The sequence below is a fragment of the Microcoleus sp. EPA2 genome, assembly GCA_020882975.1.
In the GTDB taxonomy this organism is placed as follows: Bacteria; Cyanobacteriota; Cyanobacteriia; order Cyanobacteriales; family Microcoleaceae; genus Microcoleus.
In genome coordinates, this window is record JAHRFD010000001.1 from 202,747 (window position 1) to 219,695 (window position 16,949).

At 44.0% G+C, this 16,949-nt stretch carries 17 protein-coding genes; 12 read left to right on the forward strand and 5 right to left on the reverse strand.

Annotated elements, in window-relative coordinates; translation table 11 throughout:
- Nucleotides 1–117 precede the first annotated feature (117 nt).
- Both AAFP14_RS00745 and AAFP14_RS00750 read left to right on the forward strand, forming a co-directional pair.
- On the forward strand, nucleotides 118–1,734 hold the full coding sequence (locus AAFP14_RS00745; RefSeq protein WP_341730437.1) for a glycosyltransferase family 39 protein: 1,617 nt from the start codon (nucleotides 118–120) through the stop codon (nucleotides 1,732–1,734).
- A 56-nt stretch (nucleotides 1,735–1,790) separates the two neighbouring features.
- Entirely contained in the window at nucleotides 1,791–3,350 is a 1,560-nt protein-coding gene (locus tag AAFP14_RS00750; protein WP_341730438.1) for a peptide ligase PGM1-related protein, read from the forward strand.
- Nucleotides 3,351–3,399: 49 nt separating this feature from the next.
- Here AAFP14_RS00750 and lepB read toward each other — a convergent pair whose 3' ends face one another.
- Entirely contained in the window at nucleotides 3,400–4,008 is a 609-nt protein-coding gene (lepB, locus tag AAFP14_RS00755; protein ID WP_341730439.1) for a signal peptidase I, read from the reverse strand.
- Between the two features lie 244 nt (nucleotides 4,009–4,252).
- Here lepB and AAFP14_RS00760 point away from each other — a divergent pair, with 244 nt between their 5' ends.
- Complete coding sequence (locus AAFP14_RS00760; protein ID WP_341730440.1) at nucleotides 4,253–5,578, forward strand: dihydroorotase; 1,326 nt, start codon at nucleotides 4,253–4,255, stop codon at nucleotides 5,576–5,578.
- Nucleotides 5,579–5,764: 186 nt separating this feature from the next.
- Here AAFP14_RS00760 and tsaE read toward each other — a convergent pair whose 3' ends face one another.
- Together tsaE and AAFP14_RS00770 are read right to left on the reverse strand one after the other, a co-directional pair.
- Nucleotides 5,765–6,244, reverse strand: a complete 480-nt coding sequence (gene tsaE, locus AAFP14_RS00765; RefSeq protein WP_341730441.1) for a tRNA (adenosine(37)-N6)-threonylcarbamoyltransferase complex ATPase subunit type 1 TsaE — start codon at nucleotides 6,242–6,244, stop codon at nucleotides 5,765–5,767.
- A gap of 68 nt (nucleotides 6,245–6,312) precedes the next feature.
- Nucleotides 6,313–7,713 carry a gluconeogenesis factor YvcK family protein gene (locus AAFP14_RS00770; RefSeq protein WP_341730442.1) on the reverse strand — a complete coding sequence of 467 codons (1,401 nt, stop codon included), beginning with the start codon at nucleotides 7,711–7,713 and terminating at the stop codon, nucleotides 6,313–6,315.
- 165 nt (nucleotides 7,714–7,878) lie between these two features.
- Between AAFP14_RS00770 and AAFP14_RS00775 the strand changes: the two genes are divergently transcribed.
- The 9 genes from AAFP14_RS00775 (at nucleotide 7,879) to AAFP14_RS00820 (ending at nucleotide 16,097) form a co-directional block, all read left to right on the forward strand.
- A complete protein-coding gene (locus AAFP14_RS00775; RefSeq protein WP_341730443.1) occupies nucleotides 7,879–8,661 on the forward strand; it encodes an ABC transporter ATP-binding protein in 783 nt (260 codons plus the stop codon).
- A 293-nt stretch (nucleotides 8,662–8,954) separates the two neighbouring features.
- Complete coding sequence (locus tag AAFP14_RS00785; RefSeq protein WP_341730444.1) at nucleotides 8,955–9,332, forward strand: four helix bundle protein; 378 nt, start codon at nucleotides 8,955–8,957, stop codon at nucleotides 9,330–9,332.
- A gap of 317 nt (nucleotides 9,333–9,649) precedes the next feature.
- Entirely contained in the window at nucleotides 9,650–11,149 is a 1,500-nt protein-coding gene (locus AAFP14_RS00790; RefSeq protein ID WP_341730445.1) for an MlaD family protein, read from the forward strand.
- A gap of 67 nt (nucleotides 11,150–11,216) precedes the next feature.
- Nucleotides 11,217–12,041 carry a Uma2 family endonuclease gene (locus tag AAFP14_RS00795; RefSeq protein WP_341730446.1) on the forward strand — a complete coding sequence of 275 codons (825 nt, stop codon included), beginning with the start codon at nucleotides 11,217–11,219 and terminating at the stop codon, nucleotides 12,039–12,041.
- 105 nt (nucleotides 12,042–12,146) lie between these two features.
- Complete coding sequence (locus AAFP14_RS00800; protein WP_341730447.1) at nucleotides 12,147–12,866, forward strand: Uma2 family endonuclease; 720 nt, start codon at nucleotides 12,147–12,149, stop codon at nucleotides 12,864–12,866.
- 160 nt (nucleotides 12,867–13,026) lie between these two features.
- A complete protein-coding gene (locus AAFP14_RS00805) occupies nucleotides 13,027–13,611 on the forward strand; it encodes a Uma2 family endonuclease (protein WP_341730448.1) in 585 nt (194 codons plus the stop codon).
- 109 nt (nucleotides 13,612–13,720) lie between these two features.
- The gene (locus AAFP14_RS00810) at nucleotides 13,721–14,347 is read left to right on the forward strand and encodes a Uma2 family endonuclease (RefSeq protein ID WP_341730449.1); all 627 of its coding nucleotides are present in this window, start codon (nucleotides 13,721–13,723) and stop codon (nucleotides 14,345–14,347) included.
- A 12-nt stretch (nucleotides 14,348–14,359) separates the two neighbouring features.
- The gene (locus AAFP14_RS00815) at nucleotides 14,360–15,112 is read left to right on the forward strand and encodes a Uma2 family endonuclease (RefSeq protein WP_341730450.1); all 753 of its coding nucleotides are present in this window, start codon (nucleotides 14,360–14,362) and stop codon (nucleotides 15,110–15,112) included.
- Nucleotides 15,113–15,407: 295 nt separating this feature from the next.
- The gene (locus AAFP14_RS00820; protein ID WP_341730451.1) at nucleotides 15,408–16,097 is read left to right on the forward strand and encodes a Uma2 family endonuclease; all 690 of its coding nucleotides are present in this window, start codon (nucleotides 15,408–15,410) and stop codon (nucleotides 16,095–16,097) included.
- Between the two features lie 77 nt (nucleotides 16,098–16,174).
- On the opposite strand, the gene AAFP14_RS00825 is transcribed toward AAFP14_RS00820, so the two are convergent.
- Nucleotides 16,175–16,609, reverse strand: coding sequence for a hypothetical protein (locus AAFP14_RS00825; RefSeq protein ID WP_341730452.1), 435 nt, complete (start codon nucleotides 16,607–16,609; stop codon nucleotides 16,175–16,177).
- On the reverse strand, nucleotides 16,602–16,829 hold the full coding sequence (locus AAFP14_RS00830; RefSeq protein WP_333056238.1) for a hypothetical protein: 228 nt from the start codon (nucleotides 16,827–16,829) through the stop codon (nucleotides 16,602–16,604). Before AAFP14_RS00830 ends, AAFP14_RS00825 begins: the two co-directional genes overlap by 8 nt.
- Nucleotides 16,830–16,949: the final 120 nt, after the last annotated feature.

The window sequence follows — 16,949 nt, forward strand, 5'->3', positions numbered from 1 at the left end:
GGGGCGGTGCCAAGAGTGCCCGCCGAGCCCATAGATGATTTGTGGGCGTTTGAAGTTCTGGGGCAGCCACGGGGGGCGGCCCCTACAAGAAAATGAGAAGGTTAATCAACCGCTAGCATGGCATCTACAATACGTCAAGACCAATCTGTCGATCGCACTAATTCCCGGTGGCTGCTGGGCTTATTGGCGATCGCTATTTTACTAGGCATCGGATTTCGAGGCTTTGAGCTCGATCGTAAACTTTACTGGCACGACGAAGCCTACACCTCGCTGCGGGCTGCTGGTTTCACCAGACAAGAAATCGACGACGAACTATTCCAAAACCGGATTGTTCCCGCGCCGGAATTACAAAAATATCAGCGCCTTAAACCAGGAAGTACAGCAGCAGACACAATCCATTCTTTAGCACTTGAAGACCCACAGCATCCGCCTTTATACTTTCTGATGGCTCGCCTTTGGATGCAGGAATTTGGCAGTTCTCTGACAGCATCCCGTACTTTACCAGCACTATTAAGTTTGCTGTCCCTGCCTTTAATGTACGCTTTAGCTCAAGAACTTTTTGCCTCACGTTTAACGTCGTTATTAGCGACAGCACTGTTAGCTTTATCTCCCTTTGATATCTTATTTGCTCAGACCGCAAGGCAGTATAGTTTACTGACAGTAACCGTTATTGGCAGTAGTTTGCTGCTGCTGAGAGCCGTGCGGTTGCAGCGTTGGAAAAATTGGGTGTTGTATGGATTGTCGATCGCTCTTGGTTTATACACCCATCCTTTTTTCATCTTAACACTAATTGCACAGGGCATATTTGTCCTGTGTTACTGCCTGTTTTTTGCCAAGACCAAATTGCGAGGTCATGTAATTAATTCGCATTTTTTCTTGTCAGTAATAGGCGGCTTGATTATTTATGCTCCTTGGATTTACGTCCTAGGAAGTAATCTGCAAAGAGCTTCAGATACTACAGATTGGACGCGAGTTGCTCCTGGATTACTTTATTTGGTAAAATTGTGGGTTTTGAGTTTTACGGCGCTATTTTTTGATTTAGATTTCGGTTTTTATAGTATTTGGATTTTTCTGGCTCGATTGCCATTTTTGATGATAATTGTAGCCGGAATTTACCAAGTATTTCACCGCATCAACCGTGCTCATACTTTATTTATTTTATTATCAATTTTTGTACCTTTTTTGATGCTAGCATTGCCGGATCTAATCATTGGCGGTAAACGCTCTGCTGTGAGTCGTTATCTGATTTCCTGCTTTCCGGGAGTGCAGCTAGTGGTGGCTTATTTCCTCGCAAATAGCGTCAAAAATCGGCAGCGGTTCTGGGAATTCATTTTAGCGGGAGTATTTACAGCAAGTATAGTATCTTGCGTTGTTAGCGCTTTTGCTGATACTTGGTGGAGCAAAGACGTGAGCTATTTTAATGCTGAAGTCGCCCAGAGGATTAATCAAGAGGCGATCGCTAATCGGTCAATCAAAGATACAATTGTAATTAGCGATCGCGGCAACGATTTTACGAATATGGGCGATTTGCTTTCTCTGAGCTATTTGCTTGACAAAGACGTGCGGCTGATGTTAATTAGTCAGTCACCAGACCTGGAGATGCTGAACAAATATTCGGCTCCCCTGGTGTTTCGCCCTTCAGAAAAATTGCGATCGGCATTTAAGCGAAATCAACTGCGCTTAGAGCCTGTATTAGCGAACGCTAGACTTTTTCGAGTGCGGCGAGCTGCCTAGGGTTTCGATAGTATCAATAGACATAAATAGTTATATAAATTAGCGGAATCAAACGAATGCAAGAGTTAAAAGATGTTGCCTCAGAATATAGCCAGCCCTTTCGTAATCTTCAGAGAGAATTGCGGGAAAGTTGGCAGAAAATCGAAGAATTCGACGGGGGAGATTGTGACATCATCATCATTCCTTCTCTCAGCTTAGACCAGCAAGAAATGCAGAAAGTTCCCGGTGCTTACCACTACGAAGAACGGCATTTGTTTTCGTTGATTCGTCTGCGAAATCCTCGCACGCGCCTGATTTATATTACTTCCGAGCCGCTGCATCCAATGATCGTTGATTATTACTTGCAATTGCTCCCCGGCATTCCTTTTTCACACGCGCGCGATCGACTTTTGCTATTCTCTACTTACGATGCTTCTGCCAAATCCCTCACCCAGAAAATTTTAGAGCGACCCCGGTTGATGGAACGGATTCGCTCTTCAGTGCGGCCGACAAAATCTTACATGGTTTGTTACAACTCCACCCCCCTAGAGCGGGAGTTATCTGTAAAGTTGGGAATTCCTTTGTGGGCGAGCGATCCAGATTTGCTCTACTGGGGAACAAAAAGTGGTAGCAGGCAGATTTTTGAAGAATCGGGCGTACCTTATCCTGACGGTTCTGAGCTAGTTTGGAATGTGCCAGATTTGGCCGAAGCAACAGCCCAGTTGTGGGAACGCCAGCCCCATTTACAGAGAATTGTAATTAAGCTAAATGAAGGGTTTTCCGGGGAGGGAAATGCGATTTTAGAATTGAAGTCTATCGCCCCTACAGCACTTGCGGAAAAAGCCAAAGTAATAGAGGATTGTTTCCCAAATTTGCGCTTTCAAGCTGCGGGAGAAAATTGGGAAAATTTCAGCAGTCGCATCCCCGAACTAGGGGCGATTGCCGAAGCATTTATCGAAGGAGAAGAAAAGTTCTCGCCCAGCGTTCAAGGCAGAATTGTCCCCAGTGGCGAAGTAGAAATTCTGTCAACCCACGACCAAATTTTAGGAGGTCCAGACGGTCAAATTTTCCTAGGATGCCGATTTCCTGCGGACGAATCTTATCGAATAGCGTTGCAGGAATTGGGATGGAAAGTGGGGCAAAATTTAGCTAAAAAAGGCGCTTTAGAGAGATTTGGAGTAGATTTTCTCGCGGTGTTCACATCTGACGGCAAGTGGGATATCCAAGCTATAGAAATTAACCTGCGCAAGGGTGGCACAACCCATCCTTTTATGGCGCTCAAGCTGTTAACAAATGGTCGGTACGAACGTTCTACAGGATTATTTTACAGTCAGCAGGGTCGTCCGAAATATTATGTGGCTTCTGATAATTTAAAAAAAGACCGCTATCGGGGATTGTTGCCGAATGATTTGATGGATATTATTGCGGATAATCAACTACACTTTGACAGCGGTACTGGAACTGGTACGGTGTTTCATTTAATGGGTTGTTTGTCAGAATATGGTAAATTGGGATTGACAAGTATTGGCAATTCTTCCCAAGAGGCAGAGGAAATTTATAATAAAGTTGTGAAAGTTCTCGATCGAGAAACTGCATCGGATTTGAGATTTGAACGGGGTTCGAGTCAGTCAGCTTAAATGCCCTCATTTTTTAGGACATCGGGCATTTAATCTAACTCGGAGTTGGCTAATTTGTAGGGGGATAAAGGGGCGAAGAGTCGATGGAACCTGTCCGATTGAGAGGCCAAAAACGCACAATTGCTCTACCAATAATATTTGGCTTGGGTACATAGCCCCAATAGTGACTGTCGCAGCTTTGGTTGCGGTTGTCGCCGAGCACTAAGTAAGAGTTTTGAGGTACTACTGCTGGCCCATACGGATAATGGGGAATTTCTTCAATATATTTTTCCTGTAGGGGCTGCTTGTTGATATAAACTTTTCCCTCTCTGACTTCCACGCTGTCTCCTGGAAGTCCAATTACTCGCTTGATATAGGCATCTTTGATCGGCGGTGGCTGTCCCGTACACAAGCTGGCCGAGTCTGGAGGCGTAAATACGATAATATCTCCTCGGTGAGGATCTTGAAATCGATAGCTCACCTTATCGATAATTAAGCGATCGTTAATTTGCAAAGTGGGGAGCATCGAACCTGTGGGAATGTAACGAGCTTCGGCAACCAGAGTGCGGATGCCAAAGGCTAAGACTGCTGCTAACCCGATGGTCTTAATTCCTTCTATCCAAGGGTTTTCGGTGTCCTGGGGGGGTTTTTCGTCGCCTGACTTGTCTAAACGAGTCATAGAGTATTGTAGTGACTGAGCTGGATACCAATTTTGACACTCCCTGTCCGTCAATAGACAGGGATTATTCAATCATTTTACAGTATAAATTTACTAATATCAACAATTAGAATCAAAGAACTCAACTCCCTACTAAACAACTAATATTTTTTAAGTAAATTTATATTTCTTAGTATTCAGTCAACTATTTTAAGTATAAAATGTTTCCCAGCTAGCAAGCTGTTTACTCAATTAATTGTATCTTATGGCTCCCACATCAAGTTTGTCGATCCGCCACGCTCGTATTCTTTTGCCCAATGGTGAGTTTTTGCTAGGGGACGTGCAAATCTGCGATGGCAAAATAGTCGGAGTTGCTGCTGAAATTGTCGCATCGGGCGATCGGGAAATAGACGCGAGCGGTTTAACTTTGTTACCGGGAGTAATTGACCCCCAGGTACACTTCCGCGAACCGGGTTTGGAACACAAGGAAGATTTGTTTACGGCTAGCTGTGCTTGCGCTAAAGGCGGTGTTACCTCGTTTTTGGAAATGCCGAATACGCGACCTCTGACTACCACTCAAGCTGCTTTAGATGATAAATTGCGCCGCGCCGCCGAGAAGTGTTTGGTGAATTATGGCTTTTTTATTGGAGCAACGCCTGAAATTTTACCCGATTTATTGAGCGCCAATCCAACATCTGGAATTAAAGTTTTCATGGGTTCGATGCACGGCGACTTATTGATGGATGACGCAGCAGTTTTAGAGGAGATTTTTGCTAAGGGCGATCGGCTAATTGCGGTACACGCCGAAGACCAAGCTAGAATTAATCAGCGTCGTCAGGAATTTGCAGGGATTTCTGATGTGGCCATTCATTCACAAATTCAAGACAATCAAGCTGCTTTGTTAGCTACTCAGCTAGCTGTGAAACTTTCTAAAAAATATCAGCGCCGTCTGCATATTCTGCATCTATCTACCGGAGAAGAAGCGGAGTTTTTGCGCCAAGAAAAACCAAGTTGGGTGACAGCAGAAGTGACACCACAGCATTTGTTGTTAAATACCAGTGCCTATGAAACTATTGGCAGTTTAGCTCAAATGAATCCACCTTTGCGTGAGCCGCGCGATAACGAAATACTTTGGCAAGCTTTACTTGACGGCGTAATTGATTTTATCGCCACGGATCACGCACCACACACCTTAGCCGAAAAAGCTCAAACTTATCCAAATACACCGTCAGGAATGCCCGGTGTTGAAACTTCTTTGCCTTTGATGCTCACCCAAGCTATGAATGGAAGGTGTACGGTTGCTCAAGTTGCTAATTGGATGTCAACGGCAGTTGCTAAGGCTTATAAGATTCCGAATAAGGGTAAAATAGCCCCTGGTTTTGATGGGGATTTGGTCTTAGTAGATTTGGAGAAGTATCGCCCGGTTGTGGGAAAAGAAATGGCGAGTAAGTGCGGTTGGAGTTCCTTTGAAGGTTGGAACTTGACGGGCTGGCCTGTGGTGACTGTTGTGGGAGGAAAAGTGGTTTTTGAGAATGGGAAATTGGATACAAATGTGAGGGGAAAAGCCTTGACATTTGACGCAGATATGTAGGGGAGAAGCATTCGGAAGACAATCGATGAAGGATACGCAAAGTATGGTGCCCGAATGCAACGCCTGGCCCCAAGCAAAAATCCCGATTCAGAATTCCCCATCGTGGTTTACCTGTGGGTTTGGGCGAAGCATTTGGGTCATTATTCACCCATACCATATAGGATTTTTCGCCTAAATGCTTCGCCCCTACGGGTGATGAAATGAATCATGATTATGTAATAGCAAATCCTGTAATTGACAATCACCAATCAATTCAATTTGTCGCCCCTTGTCGCAATAATTTAAACTAATTTGCAAATAATTATCTGGTTTGTAGGGCAATTTTTCCGCCCATTCGATCGCTACAATTCCCAAATCCATTTCTAATCCGTCCCAATAACTTTCTAAGTGCAAAGCCTCCACTTCGTCTGTTTCTAAACGATACAAGTCTAAATGATAAAGAGGAATTCTCCCTGTTAAATACTCGTTAATGAGGGTAAAAGTAGGACTTTCAATGGAGTCTTGAATTTCTAAACCTTCAGCGATGCCTTGCACTAAAGTAGTTTTGCCAGCGCCCAAATCTCCTTCTAATAAGATGACAGTGCCGGGGGGGAGCGATCGCCCTAATGTTACACCCAACTGGCGCGTAGCTTCCGCATCGGGAAGAGAAAGTAGGATTTTAGTCATTAGTCATTAGTCATTTTTTATTTGTTGTTTGTTTTAATAACCAATAGCATTAGTCAACCGTCAATAACTTAAATATTTTGGGCGCGACTGTACCAACGTAGCAACATCCCAGCTAATCTCTGAGAATTGTGACGAATTAAACCAGTATTTTCATCTTCATCCATGACATTGGCAATCACAATTCTCCTCCCCAATTGCGTTACTGCTTCTCGATCGAGTACGACAGGATAGGAATTCTCCTGAGAATAACGGATCAAAGCCTTTGCAGAAGGGACTTTTCCTTGAACTACTACAGCATCAAATAGTGGCCGGCCGCAAGCACGGTCGATCGCCCGAATATGATCCGCCACCGTATATCCATCCGTTTCCCCCGGCTGAGTCATAATATTGCAGACATAAATGCGCGGAACTTGACTATTGGCGATCGCCTCAGCAATTTCTGGCACCAATAAATTCGGAATTACACTCGTATATAGACTCCCTGGCCCAATAATCATAAAATCAGCTTCCTGAAGCCCTTCCACAGCCCTCGGCAAAGCCGGAGGATTAGCAGGAGTGCAGCCTATTTTGAGGATTTGCCCGTTAGCTTTGGTAATGCTGGACTCCCCCTCGATTCTCCGGCCGTCTGCTAGTTCTGCCCACAAAGAAACATCGCTCAGAGTAGCCGGCAGCACTTCCCCCCTCACGGCTAAAACTTTAGAACTAGCCGCGATCGCCTGTTCCAAATCTCCAGCAATATCGCTCATCGCCGTCAAAAACAAATTCCCAAAACTGTGACCAACCAAACCGTCACCGGCCCGAAAACGATATTGAAACAACTCCGTCAATAACTTTTCCTCATCAGCCAAAGCAGCCAAACAATTGCGAATATCACCCGGTGGTAGCACCCCAATTTCTCGCCGCAGGCGTCCCGAAGAACCGCCGTCATCGGCCACGGTGACAATAGCAGTGATTTTGGCACTATAGTCCTTCAATCCCCTCAGCAAATTGGACAAACCCGTACCGCCACCGAGGGCGACTATTTTTGGTCCGCGGTGCAACCTGCGGTGGTTGAGGAGTCGATCGACCAATTCCTCGTTTCCTTCGGGCATCAGCACTTGAGTAATGGAGTTCAAACTGCGGGTTTGTCCCCACAGAATCAACAAAATCCCGGTGGCGATGACTAGGGGACCAGATATGTAATTGGGAACGACTTCCGCAATCCACGCCAAAAAATTTCTCAATAATTGCAACAAAAAGAAAATGGGAGTCATCCCAGTCCAAATTGCTAAACCCAAACTGGCAAGTACCACACCGCTAGCACTGATCAGCAGCCAGCGTTTCACTAACAGTCCGGGGGACAACCACTTAAACCACTGGTGAACTCGCCCGTTTCGTAAAGAGGAAGGGTAAGGATTTCTGGATTTGGTGACAACCTGTCTGGTTTTAGCCCAAACACGGAGGGCTTTGGGAAATGAACTAATTGACATGGTTAATTAGTCTTAAGGGTATGGGAACAGCTAAACCTGACAAATTTAGAATACAAGAGAGTTTTGATTCTGACAGTCAATTTAAGTTATTAATCATTAGTCAACACTGAGAGAGTCAATAGCTAGACTGATGACTGGGGAATGATAACATCTTAATCGCATCTTATGGATGAGCCGTTAATCGAACTCAAGGGGATAAGTAAGTCCTTCAATCAGACTCCAATCCTCGATGGAGTCGATCTGAAGATTTATCGGGGAGAGGCTCTGGCAATTATTGGTCCTTCTGGGACTGGGAAATCTACGATTTTGCGAATAATTGCGGGTTTGCTGGTTCCAGATGCCGGTGAGGTTTTTGTTCAGGGACAGCGCAGGATAGGATGGGTGGACGACGTGACCGATCCGATCGGGATTGGGATGGTGTTTCAGCAAGCGGCTTTGTTTGATTCGCTGACGGTGGAAGAGAATGTTGGTTTTTTACTGTACCAGCATTCTAAGCTGTCGCGTCGCCGGATTCGGGAATTGGTGGAGGAAAAATTGGAGATGGTGGGTTTGCCCAAAATTGGCGATCGCTATCCAGCCCAGTTGTCTGGGGGAATGCGAAAGCGGGTCAGTTTTGCCCGTGCCATTATGGCTAATCCCGATAATGCTAGGGATAATCCAGAGGTTTTGTTGTATGACGAACCGACGGCGGGTTTAGATCCCATTGCTTCGACGGTAATTGAAGATTTAATCCGCGATTTGCAGAGGGCTCAGGGTGTTTGCAGCACTTATGCGATCGTCACTCACCAAGACAGTACCATCCGTCGCACAGCCGATCGCATCGTGTTCCTGTATCGAGGCAAGGTGCAGTGGGAGGGCCAAGTCAACGACATTGCGACGACAGATAATTTATTAATTCAACAATTTTTTAGTGGCAGCGTTACTGGGCCAATTCAAGTCATTGGATAGTCATTAGTCATTGGTCATTAGTCATTGGTCATTGGTCATTAGTCATTGGTTATTGGTCATTGGTCATTGGTCATTGGTCATTGGTCATTGGTCATTGGTCATTAGTCATTAGTCATTGGTTATTGGTCATTGGTTATTGGTCATTGGTCATTGGTCATTGGTTATTGGTTATTGGTCATTGGTCAGCAGTCATTAGTCATTGGTCATTAGTCAGCAGTCATTAGTCATTAGTCATTGGTCATTGGTTATTGGTCATTAGTCAGCAGTCATTAGTTATTAGGAGCGAGAGTAATATGGCAACAAAAAGTTTTCAGGAATTGCGAGTTTATAAATTATCAGAACGACTAGCTGATGAAATTTGGACAACTGTTAACACTTGGGAGCCATTTGCCAAAAATACGATCGGCCAACAAATTGTCCGTTCAGCCGATAGCGTCGGTGCTAACATAGCAGAAGGAGTCGGACGAGGCAGCTATCAAGACAATAGACGTTTTGTCAAGATAGCTAGAGGTTCTTTATATGAAACTCAACACTGGTTGAGACGAGCTTACACTCGAAACGTTTTAACTGTTGAACAAGTCAATATATTCACAGTAATTATTAATGACTTAGCCCCTCAATTAAACTCATACCTACAATCTATCGGGTCATCCCCAAAAAATCATGACTAATAACTAATAACCAATAACCAATGCCTAATGACCAATGACTAATGACTAATGACCAATGACCAATGACTAATGACCAATGACTAATGACCAATGACTAATGACCAATGACTAATGACCAATGACTAATGACCAATGACCAATGACCAATGACCAATGACTAATGACCAATGACTAATGACCAATGACCAATGACTAATGACCAATGACCAATGACCAATGACTAATGACTAATGACCAATGACCAATGACCAATGACTAATGACTAATAACCAAGGACTAATGACTAATAACCAAGGACTAATGACTAAGGAGGCCCTATGCGATCGCGAACTGTTAGAGAAGGTTCTGTCGGGTTTTTAATTTTAGTAGGAATCGGCTTATTTGGAGGCTTAGTCCTCTGGCTGCGAGGGGTACAACTAGGGAACCGCAGCTATAAATTTGTCGTAGAATTTGCCAGCGCCCAAGGAATGCAAATCGGCACACCAGTCAGGTATCGCGGGGTTAGTGTGGGTAAAATTACTGCCCTGAAAGCTGGCCCCAACGGAGTAGACGCGATCCTGGAAATTTCCCCTGGTAATTTAGTCATTCCCAGCGATGTGGCGATCGAAGCAAATAAATCTGGTTTAATTGGGGAAGCATCGATCGACATTACACCCAATTCAATTTTACCCGAATCGTTAATTACCGCCAATCCTTTGAGTACCGAATGTCCGGCTGCAATTATCTGCAAAAATTCGCGCTTAAAAGGTCAAGCTGGAGTCAGCCTCGATGAACTAATTCGCTCCACCGTCCGCCTAGCTAATTTATACACAGACCCCGCCCTATTTAATAATATCAAATCCCTCACTGAAAATACATCCAATACAGCCAAAGGTGCTGCAAAATTAACTCAAGAATTATCAAACTTGACCATCTCTGCTAAAGGAGAAATTAAAGATTTAACTAAATCAGTCAAAGGAGATGTTAACAACTTAACTCAATCAGTGAAAGGAGAATTAGGAACTTTTAATCAGTCAATAAAAGGAGAGATTGGCAGTTTAAATCAATCTTTGAAGCGAGAAGCGAGCAGTTTAAATCAATCACTGAAAGGAGAACTATCAGGAGTAGCAGCCGATGTGTCTAAAGTAGCAAAGACGGCGGACAGTTCCACAAAAGCAGTATCTGCCGCTGCCATAGATTCAGCTAACTCCGTCACTAGAGCTGCTAATCAAATTACTTTAACCGCTAACGAACTCAATTCTCTAGTTATCAGCAACAGATCGAGTTTAGTTGCAACTCTGAATAATCTCAATCAAGCCAGTCAAGAAATCCGTGTCACCGTCAGCAGCTTGAGTCCGACTATCAATCGAATTAACCAAGGACAATTACTGAACAACCTGGAAAATCTATCAGCAAATGCAGCCCAAGCTGCTGCTAACTTGCGAGATTTATCTACCAATCTGAATAATCCAGCCACATTCCAGTTATTACAGCAAACTTTAGATGCAGCCCGCGCCACACTTCAGAATGTCCATAAAATCACTGCCGATGTAGACGAAGTTACAGGAGATCCAGCTTTTCGCAACAATATTCGCAAGTTATTAAACGGACTAGGAGGTTTGTTCAGTTCCACGGAACAATTGCAACAGCAAGTGAAAGTAGCTCAAACCTTGGCTCCACTTTCTAGTCAATTGAATACCAATTTTAATTCTAGTGCAACGACGGTAGTTCCACCTGCTAAACCGATGGTTCCGATTTTACTCAATAAACCAAAACCTGCTGCTTTGTCATCTGGAACTACCCAGAAACCAGAAACAGTTGAATTTCAACAAAATTAATTAAATAAACTTGTTTATTCCAGCCAAAAAGTTTATTATCTATCTATAACTCACAGGAAGCACGACCATGACAACAGTCGTTCCCACCCTCAAAACTTCAGAAATCTTCTACCCTAGCGCTGATGGAGAACCAGTGGCAGAAACTTACGACCATGTAGATGCAATTTTAACCACTTTAGCAGTCTTAAAACAATACCTAAAAGACCGTAGAGCTACGGTATTAGCCAACCAATTTTTATACTACGCCCAAGGTTTTCCCAAACTACGGGTAGCACCGGATGTGATGGTGATTTTTGATGTAGAACCCGGTGGCAGAGATAATTACAAAATCTGGGAAGAAAGCCAAGTGCCAAAAGTGATTTTTGAAATGACATCACCGGGTACAAAGTCGGAAGATATAATCACTAAAAAAGACTTGTACGAGGGGATAGAAGTTCAAGAATACTGGTTGTTTGACCCTAGAGGTGAATGGATTGCCGAACAATTGCGCGGGTATCGATTGGGGGTAGAAGGGTATGAATTAATTAGAGATAGTCGCAGCGAAGTATTACAACTGCGTTTAGAAATAGAAGGAAAATTGATTGGGTTTTATCGGGAAGATAATGGAGAAAAATTATTGATTCCTGATGAATTGGCTTCAGCTTTGCAAGCGGAAAGTCAACGGGCCGAAGCAGAACGGCAACGGGCCGAAGCCGAAAGTCAACGGGCCGAAGCCGAAAGTCAACGGGCCGAAGCCGAAAGTCAACGGGCCGAAGCCGAAAGTCAACGGGCCGAAGCCGAAAGTCAACGGGCCGAAGCCGAAAGTCAACGGGCCGAAGCCGAAAGTCAACGGGCTGCTGAACTCGAATCTTTGCTAGCACGTTATCGATCGCAGTTTGGAGAATTGTCATAGGATAAGAGGTATTAAGCCAGGGGCAACCACAGGGGGATTGCCCCTACAATACGCCAATGATTTAGGATTGTTATATAAAATCTCAAACTCACAGGAAGCACGACCATGACAACAGTCGTTCCCACCCTCAAAACTTCAGAAATCTTCTACCCTAGCGCTGATGGAGAACCAGTGGCAGAAACTTACGACCATGTAGATGCAATTTTAACCACTTTAGCAGTCTTAAAACAATACCTAAAAGACCGTAGAGCTACGGTATTAGCCAACCAATTTTTATACTACGCCCAAGGTTTTCCCAAACTACGGGTAGCACCGGATGTGATGGTGATTTTTGATGTAGAACCCGGTGGCAGAGATAATTACAAAATCTGGGAAGAAAGCCAAGTGCCAAAAGTGATTTTTGAAATGACATCACCGGGTACAAAGTCGGAAGATATAATCACTAAAAAAGACTTGTACGAGGGGATAGAAGTTCAAGAATACTGGTTGTTTGACCCTAGAGGTGAATGGATTGCCGAACAATTGCGCGGGTATCGATTGGGGGTAGAAGGGTATGAATTAATTAGAGATAGTCGCAGCGAAGTATTGCAACTGCGTTTAGAAATAGAAGGAAAATTGATTGGGTTTTATCGGGAAGATAATGGAGAAAAATTATTGATTCCTGATGAATTGGCTTCAGCTTTGCAAGCGGAACGGCAACGGGCCGAAGCGGAACGACAACGGGCCGAAGCGGAACGGCAACGGGCCGAAGCGGAACGACAACGGGCTGCTGAACTAGAAGCTTTGTTAGAGCGTTATCGATCGCACTTTGGAGAACTACCATAGTAATATCAATTCCAGTTGCACTTAGACATGAAATAGAGAAAATGGCAGTGCCGTTTCCTCTACTGGAACTCTTGAATATCAGGGTGTTTTTTATTAATTAAAATAGAAAAAGCAGTCGTGGTTTCTAAAGATTAAAATCAAAATTATTGCCGGAAAAACTATGCTGCAAACAGCAGTCAAAAACTCAATTGCCGATAGCTGCTTGACTCTAAAAGGAGTGATTTGGTCGCAGTTTGAATCGCTAGAAGCCGCTTTTGAGTCATTCGGCGGTATCAAATTCGCTTATTTAGATGGGATTTTAGACACTAGGACAGTTAGCCCCGAACATGAACAATCGAAGAGTACCCTTAGTCTTTTGTTAGAAGCATACATGAGAGAAAAGGGCATCCGATTTTATGTTAAGGGTGGGTCAACTTTGGGAAGTGAAGAATTAGGGGCCAGAAAAGAGCCTGATGAGTCGTATAATTTGCAGACTAAAAAGGCAATTCCTGATTTGGCGATCGAAGTTATATTCACCAGCGGTGGCATCGATAAACTGCAACTATACAAGCGTTTGGGCATACCTGAAGTTTGGTTTTGGGAAGATGGGGTGCTGAGTATCTATTATTTGAGGGAGGAGTACGAAAAAGTCGATCGCAGCGAATTGTTGCCCGAGTTAGACATTGCTTTGTTAGTCAAGTACGTGACTTACTTCGACCAATACGATGCTGTTACGGAATTTATTCAGGCTTTGAAGGAAAGCTAAATATTTTATGACTTACGCACTCACGGGGCCGATCTCTTGGAATCGCCCCTACCGAAATATTTAAAATAGAGTAAAATTAAATATAAATTAGAATCAAGGAGCGATCGACATGGTTCAAGCCTTAACAAAATTAGTAACATTTGACGAATTCATTGCGTGGTATCCTGAGAATTCAGAACGCCGCTACGAACTGCACGATGGAGTAATTGTTGAAATGCCCAAAGGAACTGGTCAACATTCAGAAGTCTCTGGATTTATCAACATAGAAGCCGGCATTTTGTGCCGCGCTGCTCGATTGCCTTATTTCCTTCCCAAAGAATGCGTCCTTAAGCCAGATCGCGACGAGTCAGGATATGAGCCAGATGTCATCGTTATCGATCGCCAGCAAGTGATAAATGAACCGCGTTGGGCAGCAGAATCGATTATTACAATGGGTTCGTCGGTGCGTTTGGCAGTACAAGTTGTTAGCAATAACTGGCAAACTGATTATCTCACCAAACTGCGGGATTATGAAGAAATGGGCATTTTTGAATACTGGATTGTCGATTATTTGGGATTGGGTGGAAGACGCTACATCGGCAATCCCAAACAACCTACAATTTCGGTTTATCTATTGGTTGAGGGAGAGTATGAATTAACGCAGTTCAGAGGAGGCGATCGCATTAAATCGGCTGCTTTTGCCGAGTTAAACTTAACGGCACAACAGGTGTTTGACGCAGGAATTATTAATGAATAATCAGGAAAAACCATGACCCAAACACTATCGAAACCACCCGAAACCAAAACCAAGTACACTATAACTTGGGAAAAATTGCCAGAAGACTTCAAATTACCAGACGATCCTGTGGAAAACATCGACCAACCACTGCTAGCAGCCGCCTTGCGAGAATCCTTAGAACTTGCCGGATTTATCCTCGCATCAATGCTGATAGCTTCCAATTTTGGACTGTGCGCCAAAGTTAATGACAAAACAATAGTAAAAGCACCGGATTGGGTGTACGTGCCATCAGTATTGCCAGCCGAACCGGGAGAAGTTCGTCGCAGTTATAGTCCCAATGCGGAGGGAGAAGTGCCAGCAGTAGTGATGGAATTTCTATCAGATACTGACGGCAGTGAATATTCAATTAAACCGACATATCCTTACGGAAAGTGGCGATTTTACGAGCGAATCTTGCAAGTACCGGTGTATGTAATTTTCGATCCTAAATCGGGAGAATTGGAAGTATACCGCTTGGTTTCGGGACAGTACGAATTGCAAGAGGCGGATGCCAACGGTCGATTTTGGATAGAATCAATGGGATTATTTTTGGGGGTTTGGGAAGGTGAAAAATCTCAGAGGAGGGGTTATTGGTTGCGCTGGTGGGATGAGAATGGCAATTTGTTGTTGTGGGGTACAGAAAAGGTGGAACAGGAACAACAAAGGGTACAACAGGAACAACAGCGGGCCGATCGACTTGCAGCTTATTTAAGAAGTCAGGGTATCGATCCGGACGCAGTATAAATATCGCTGTCCGGGCGCGTCTTTGCAGAATTATAGAATAACTTTTGCGGTGACGATCGCACAAGCCACAGCAAGTTAGTACCTGAGTTGGATTTCGATTTGCTAACCGATGCGTGTTGATGAATTCGATCGGTGATGCGGCGTTGGAGTTTTAACGGGCGATCGCACTTGCGTTAAAATTAAGAGGGCGATTCCCTTTGGGATAGCTTCGCTTCACCAATTTTTTGAGGAGGGGCGATCGATAGTTGCAGGAAAAAAGTTTATAATAAGTCTACAACTCACAGGAAGCACGACCATGACAGCAGTCGTTACCACCCTCAAAAATTCTGAAATTATATACCCGAGCGCTGATGGAGAACCAGTGGCAGAAACTTACGACCATCTTTACGCAATTTTAACCACTTTAGAAGTCTTAAAACAATACCTGGCTGACCGTCGAGCTACTGTTTTAGCAAACCAATTTTTATACTACGCTCAAGGTTTTTCCAAATTGCGCGTAGCACCTGATGTCATGGTGATTTTTGATGTAGAACCAGGTGGCAGAGATAATTACAAAATCTGGGAAGAAGGTCAAGTGCCGAAAGCGATTTTTGAAATCACATCACCCGGTACAAAGTCGGAAGATATAATCTATAAAAAAGACTTGTATGAGGGGATAGAAGTTCAGGAATATTGGTTGTTTGACCCTAGAGGTGAATGGATTCCTGAACAATGGCGTGGGTATCGATTGGGAGAAGATGGGTATGAATTAATTAGAGATAGTCGCAGCGAGGTATTGCAACTGCGGTTAGAAATAGAAGGAAAATTGATTGGGTTTTATCGGGAAGATAATGGGGAGAAATTATTGATTCCCGATGAATTGGCTTCAGCTTTGCAAGCAGAACGGCAACGGGCTGAGGCTGAAAGTCAACGTGCGAATGAACTCGAAGCTTTGTTAGAGCGTTATCGATCGCAGTTTGGAGAATTATCGCAGGATAACGCCTAAAGATATAGGGTGCGATCGCACTTCAAGACGATCGCACTCTTATTTCTCAGGTATATTATTACTGGACTCTATCTCATTTACACTTCAGTATATTCTTTGCTTTTTTGAGACTCCAACCAACGTTGATAAGCTTCTTTGTCACCTCCAAAGGAATCGATCGAAACTTGACGTTCTGGCATCGGTTTTAGTGGAGCATCGATCGGGGAATATTGGCAATAGCAGATTACTACCATATCAAATTCACCGATCGGAATATCGGGAGTATAAGTCTCAACTCGCGCCACTTCCCAATCGCTGGTGCGGTAATGAGTGCTGTAACCGTGCCTATCTGGATCGTGTTCTGCTTCTACGCGCACAAACTCTGGGGGACGATAGCCAACTTCAGGAATTTGGTCATTAGAAGAGTCAAAGTGTTCGGCTAAAATGCGAGTCAATGATTGAGTGTGCTGGAATTTTCGATCTTTCCACCCAGGAGTTCTCGGTTCTGCTCTGAAAATAATGTATTTATGCATCGTCGTCCTCTCTTTCAGTGTCGTAGAATGATTTGGGAAACTCTGTTTGGCCTCGAAAAACACAATCAACTTCTAGACCATTTGTATCAATTTCCTCTATGTCAAGTAGTTTCCAACCATATTTTCTTTGCATCTCATAGCAACAAGCTTCGTCGGCTGCTGCGTGTCGAGATTTGTCTTCGTCTGGATCGTAACGCAACCAGTTTGGATTGTTTGGCATAATTGTATTGCTCCCTGTGTTGGGTTGACAACCTTGGAGAAGCCGTCTGGATGCAGTATTTGCTCTACTGCGTCCGGGCGCGTCTTTGTAAAATTATAGGATAATTCAGTCCTGGACGCG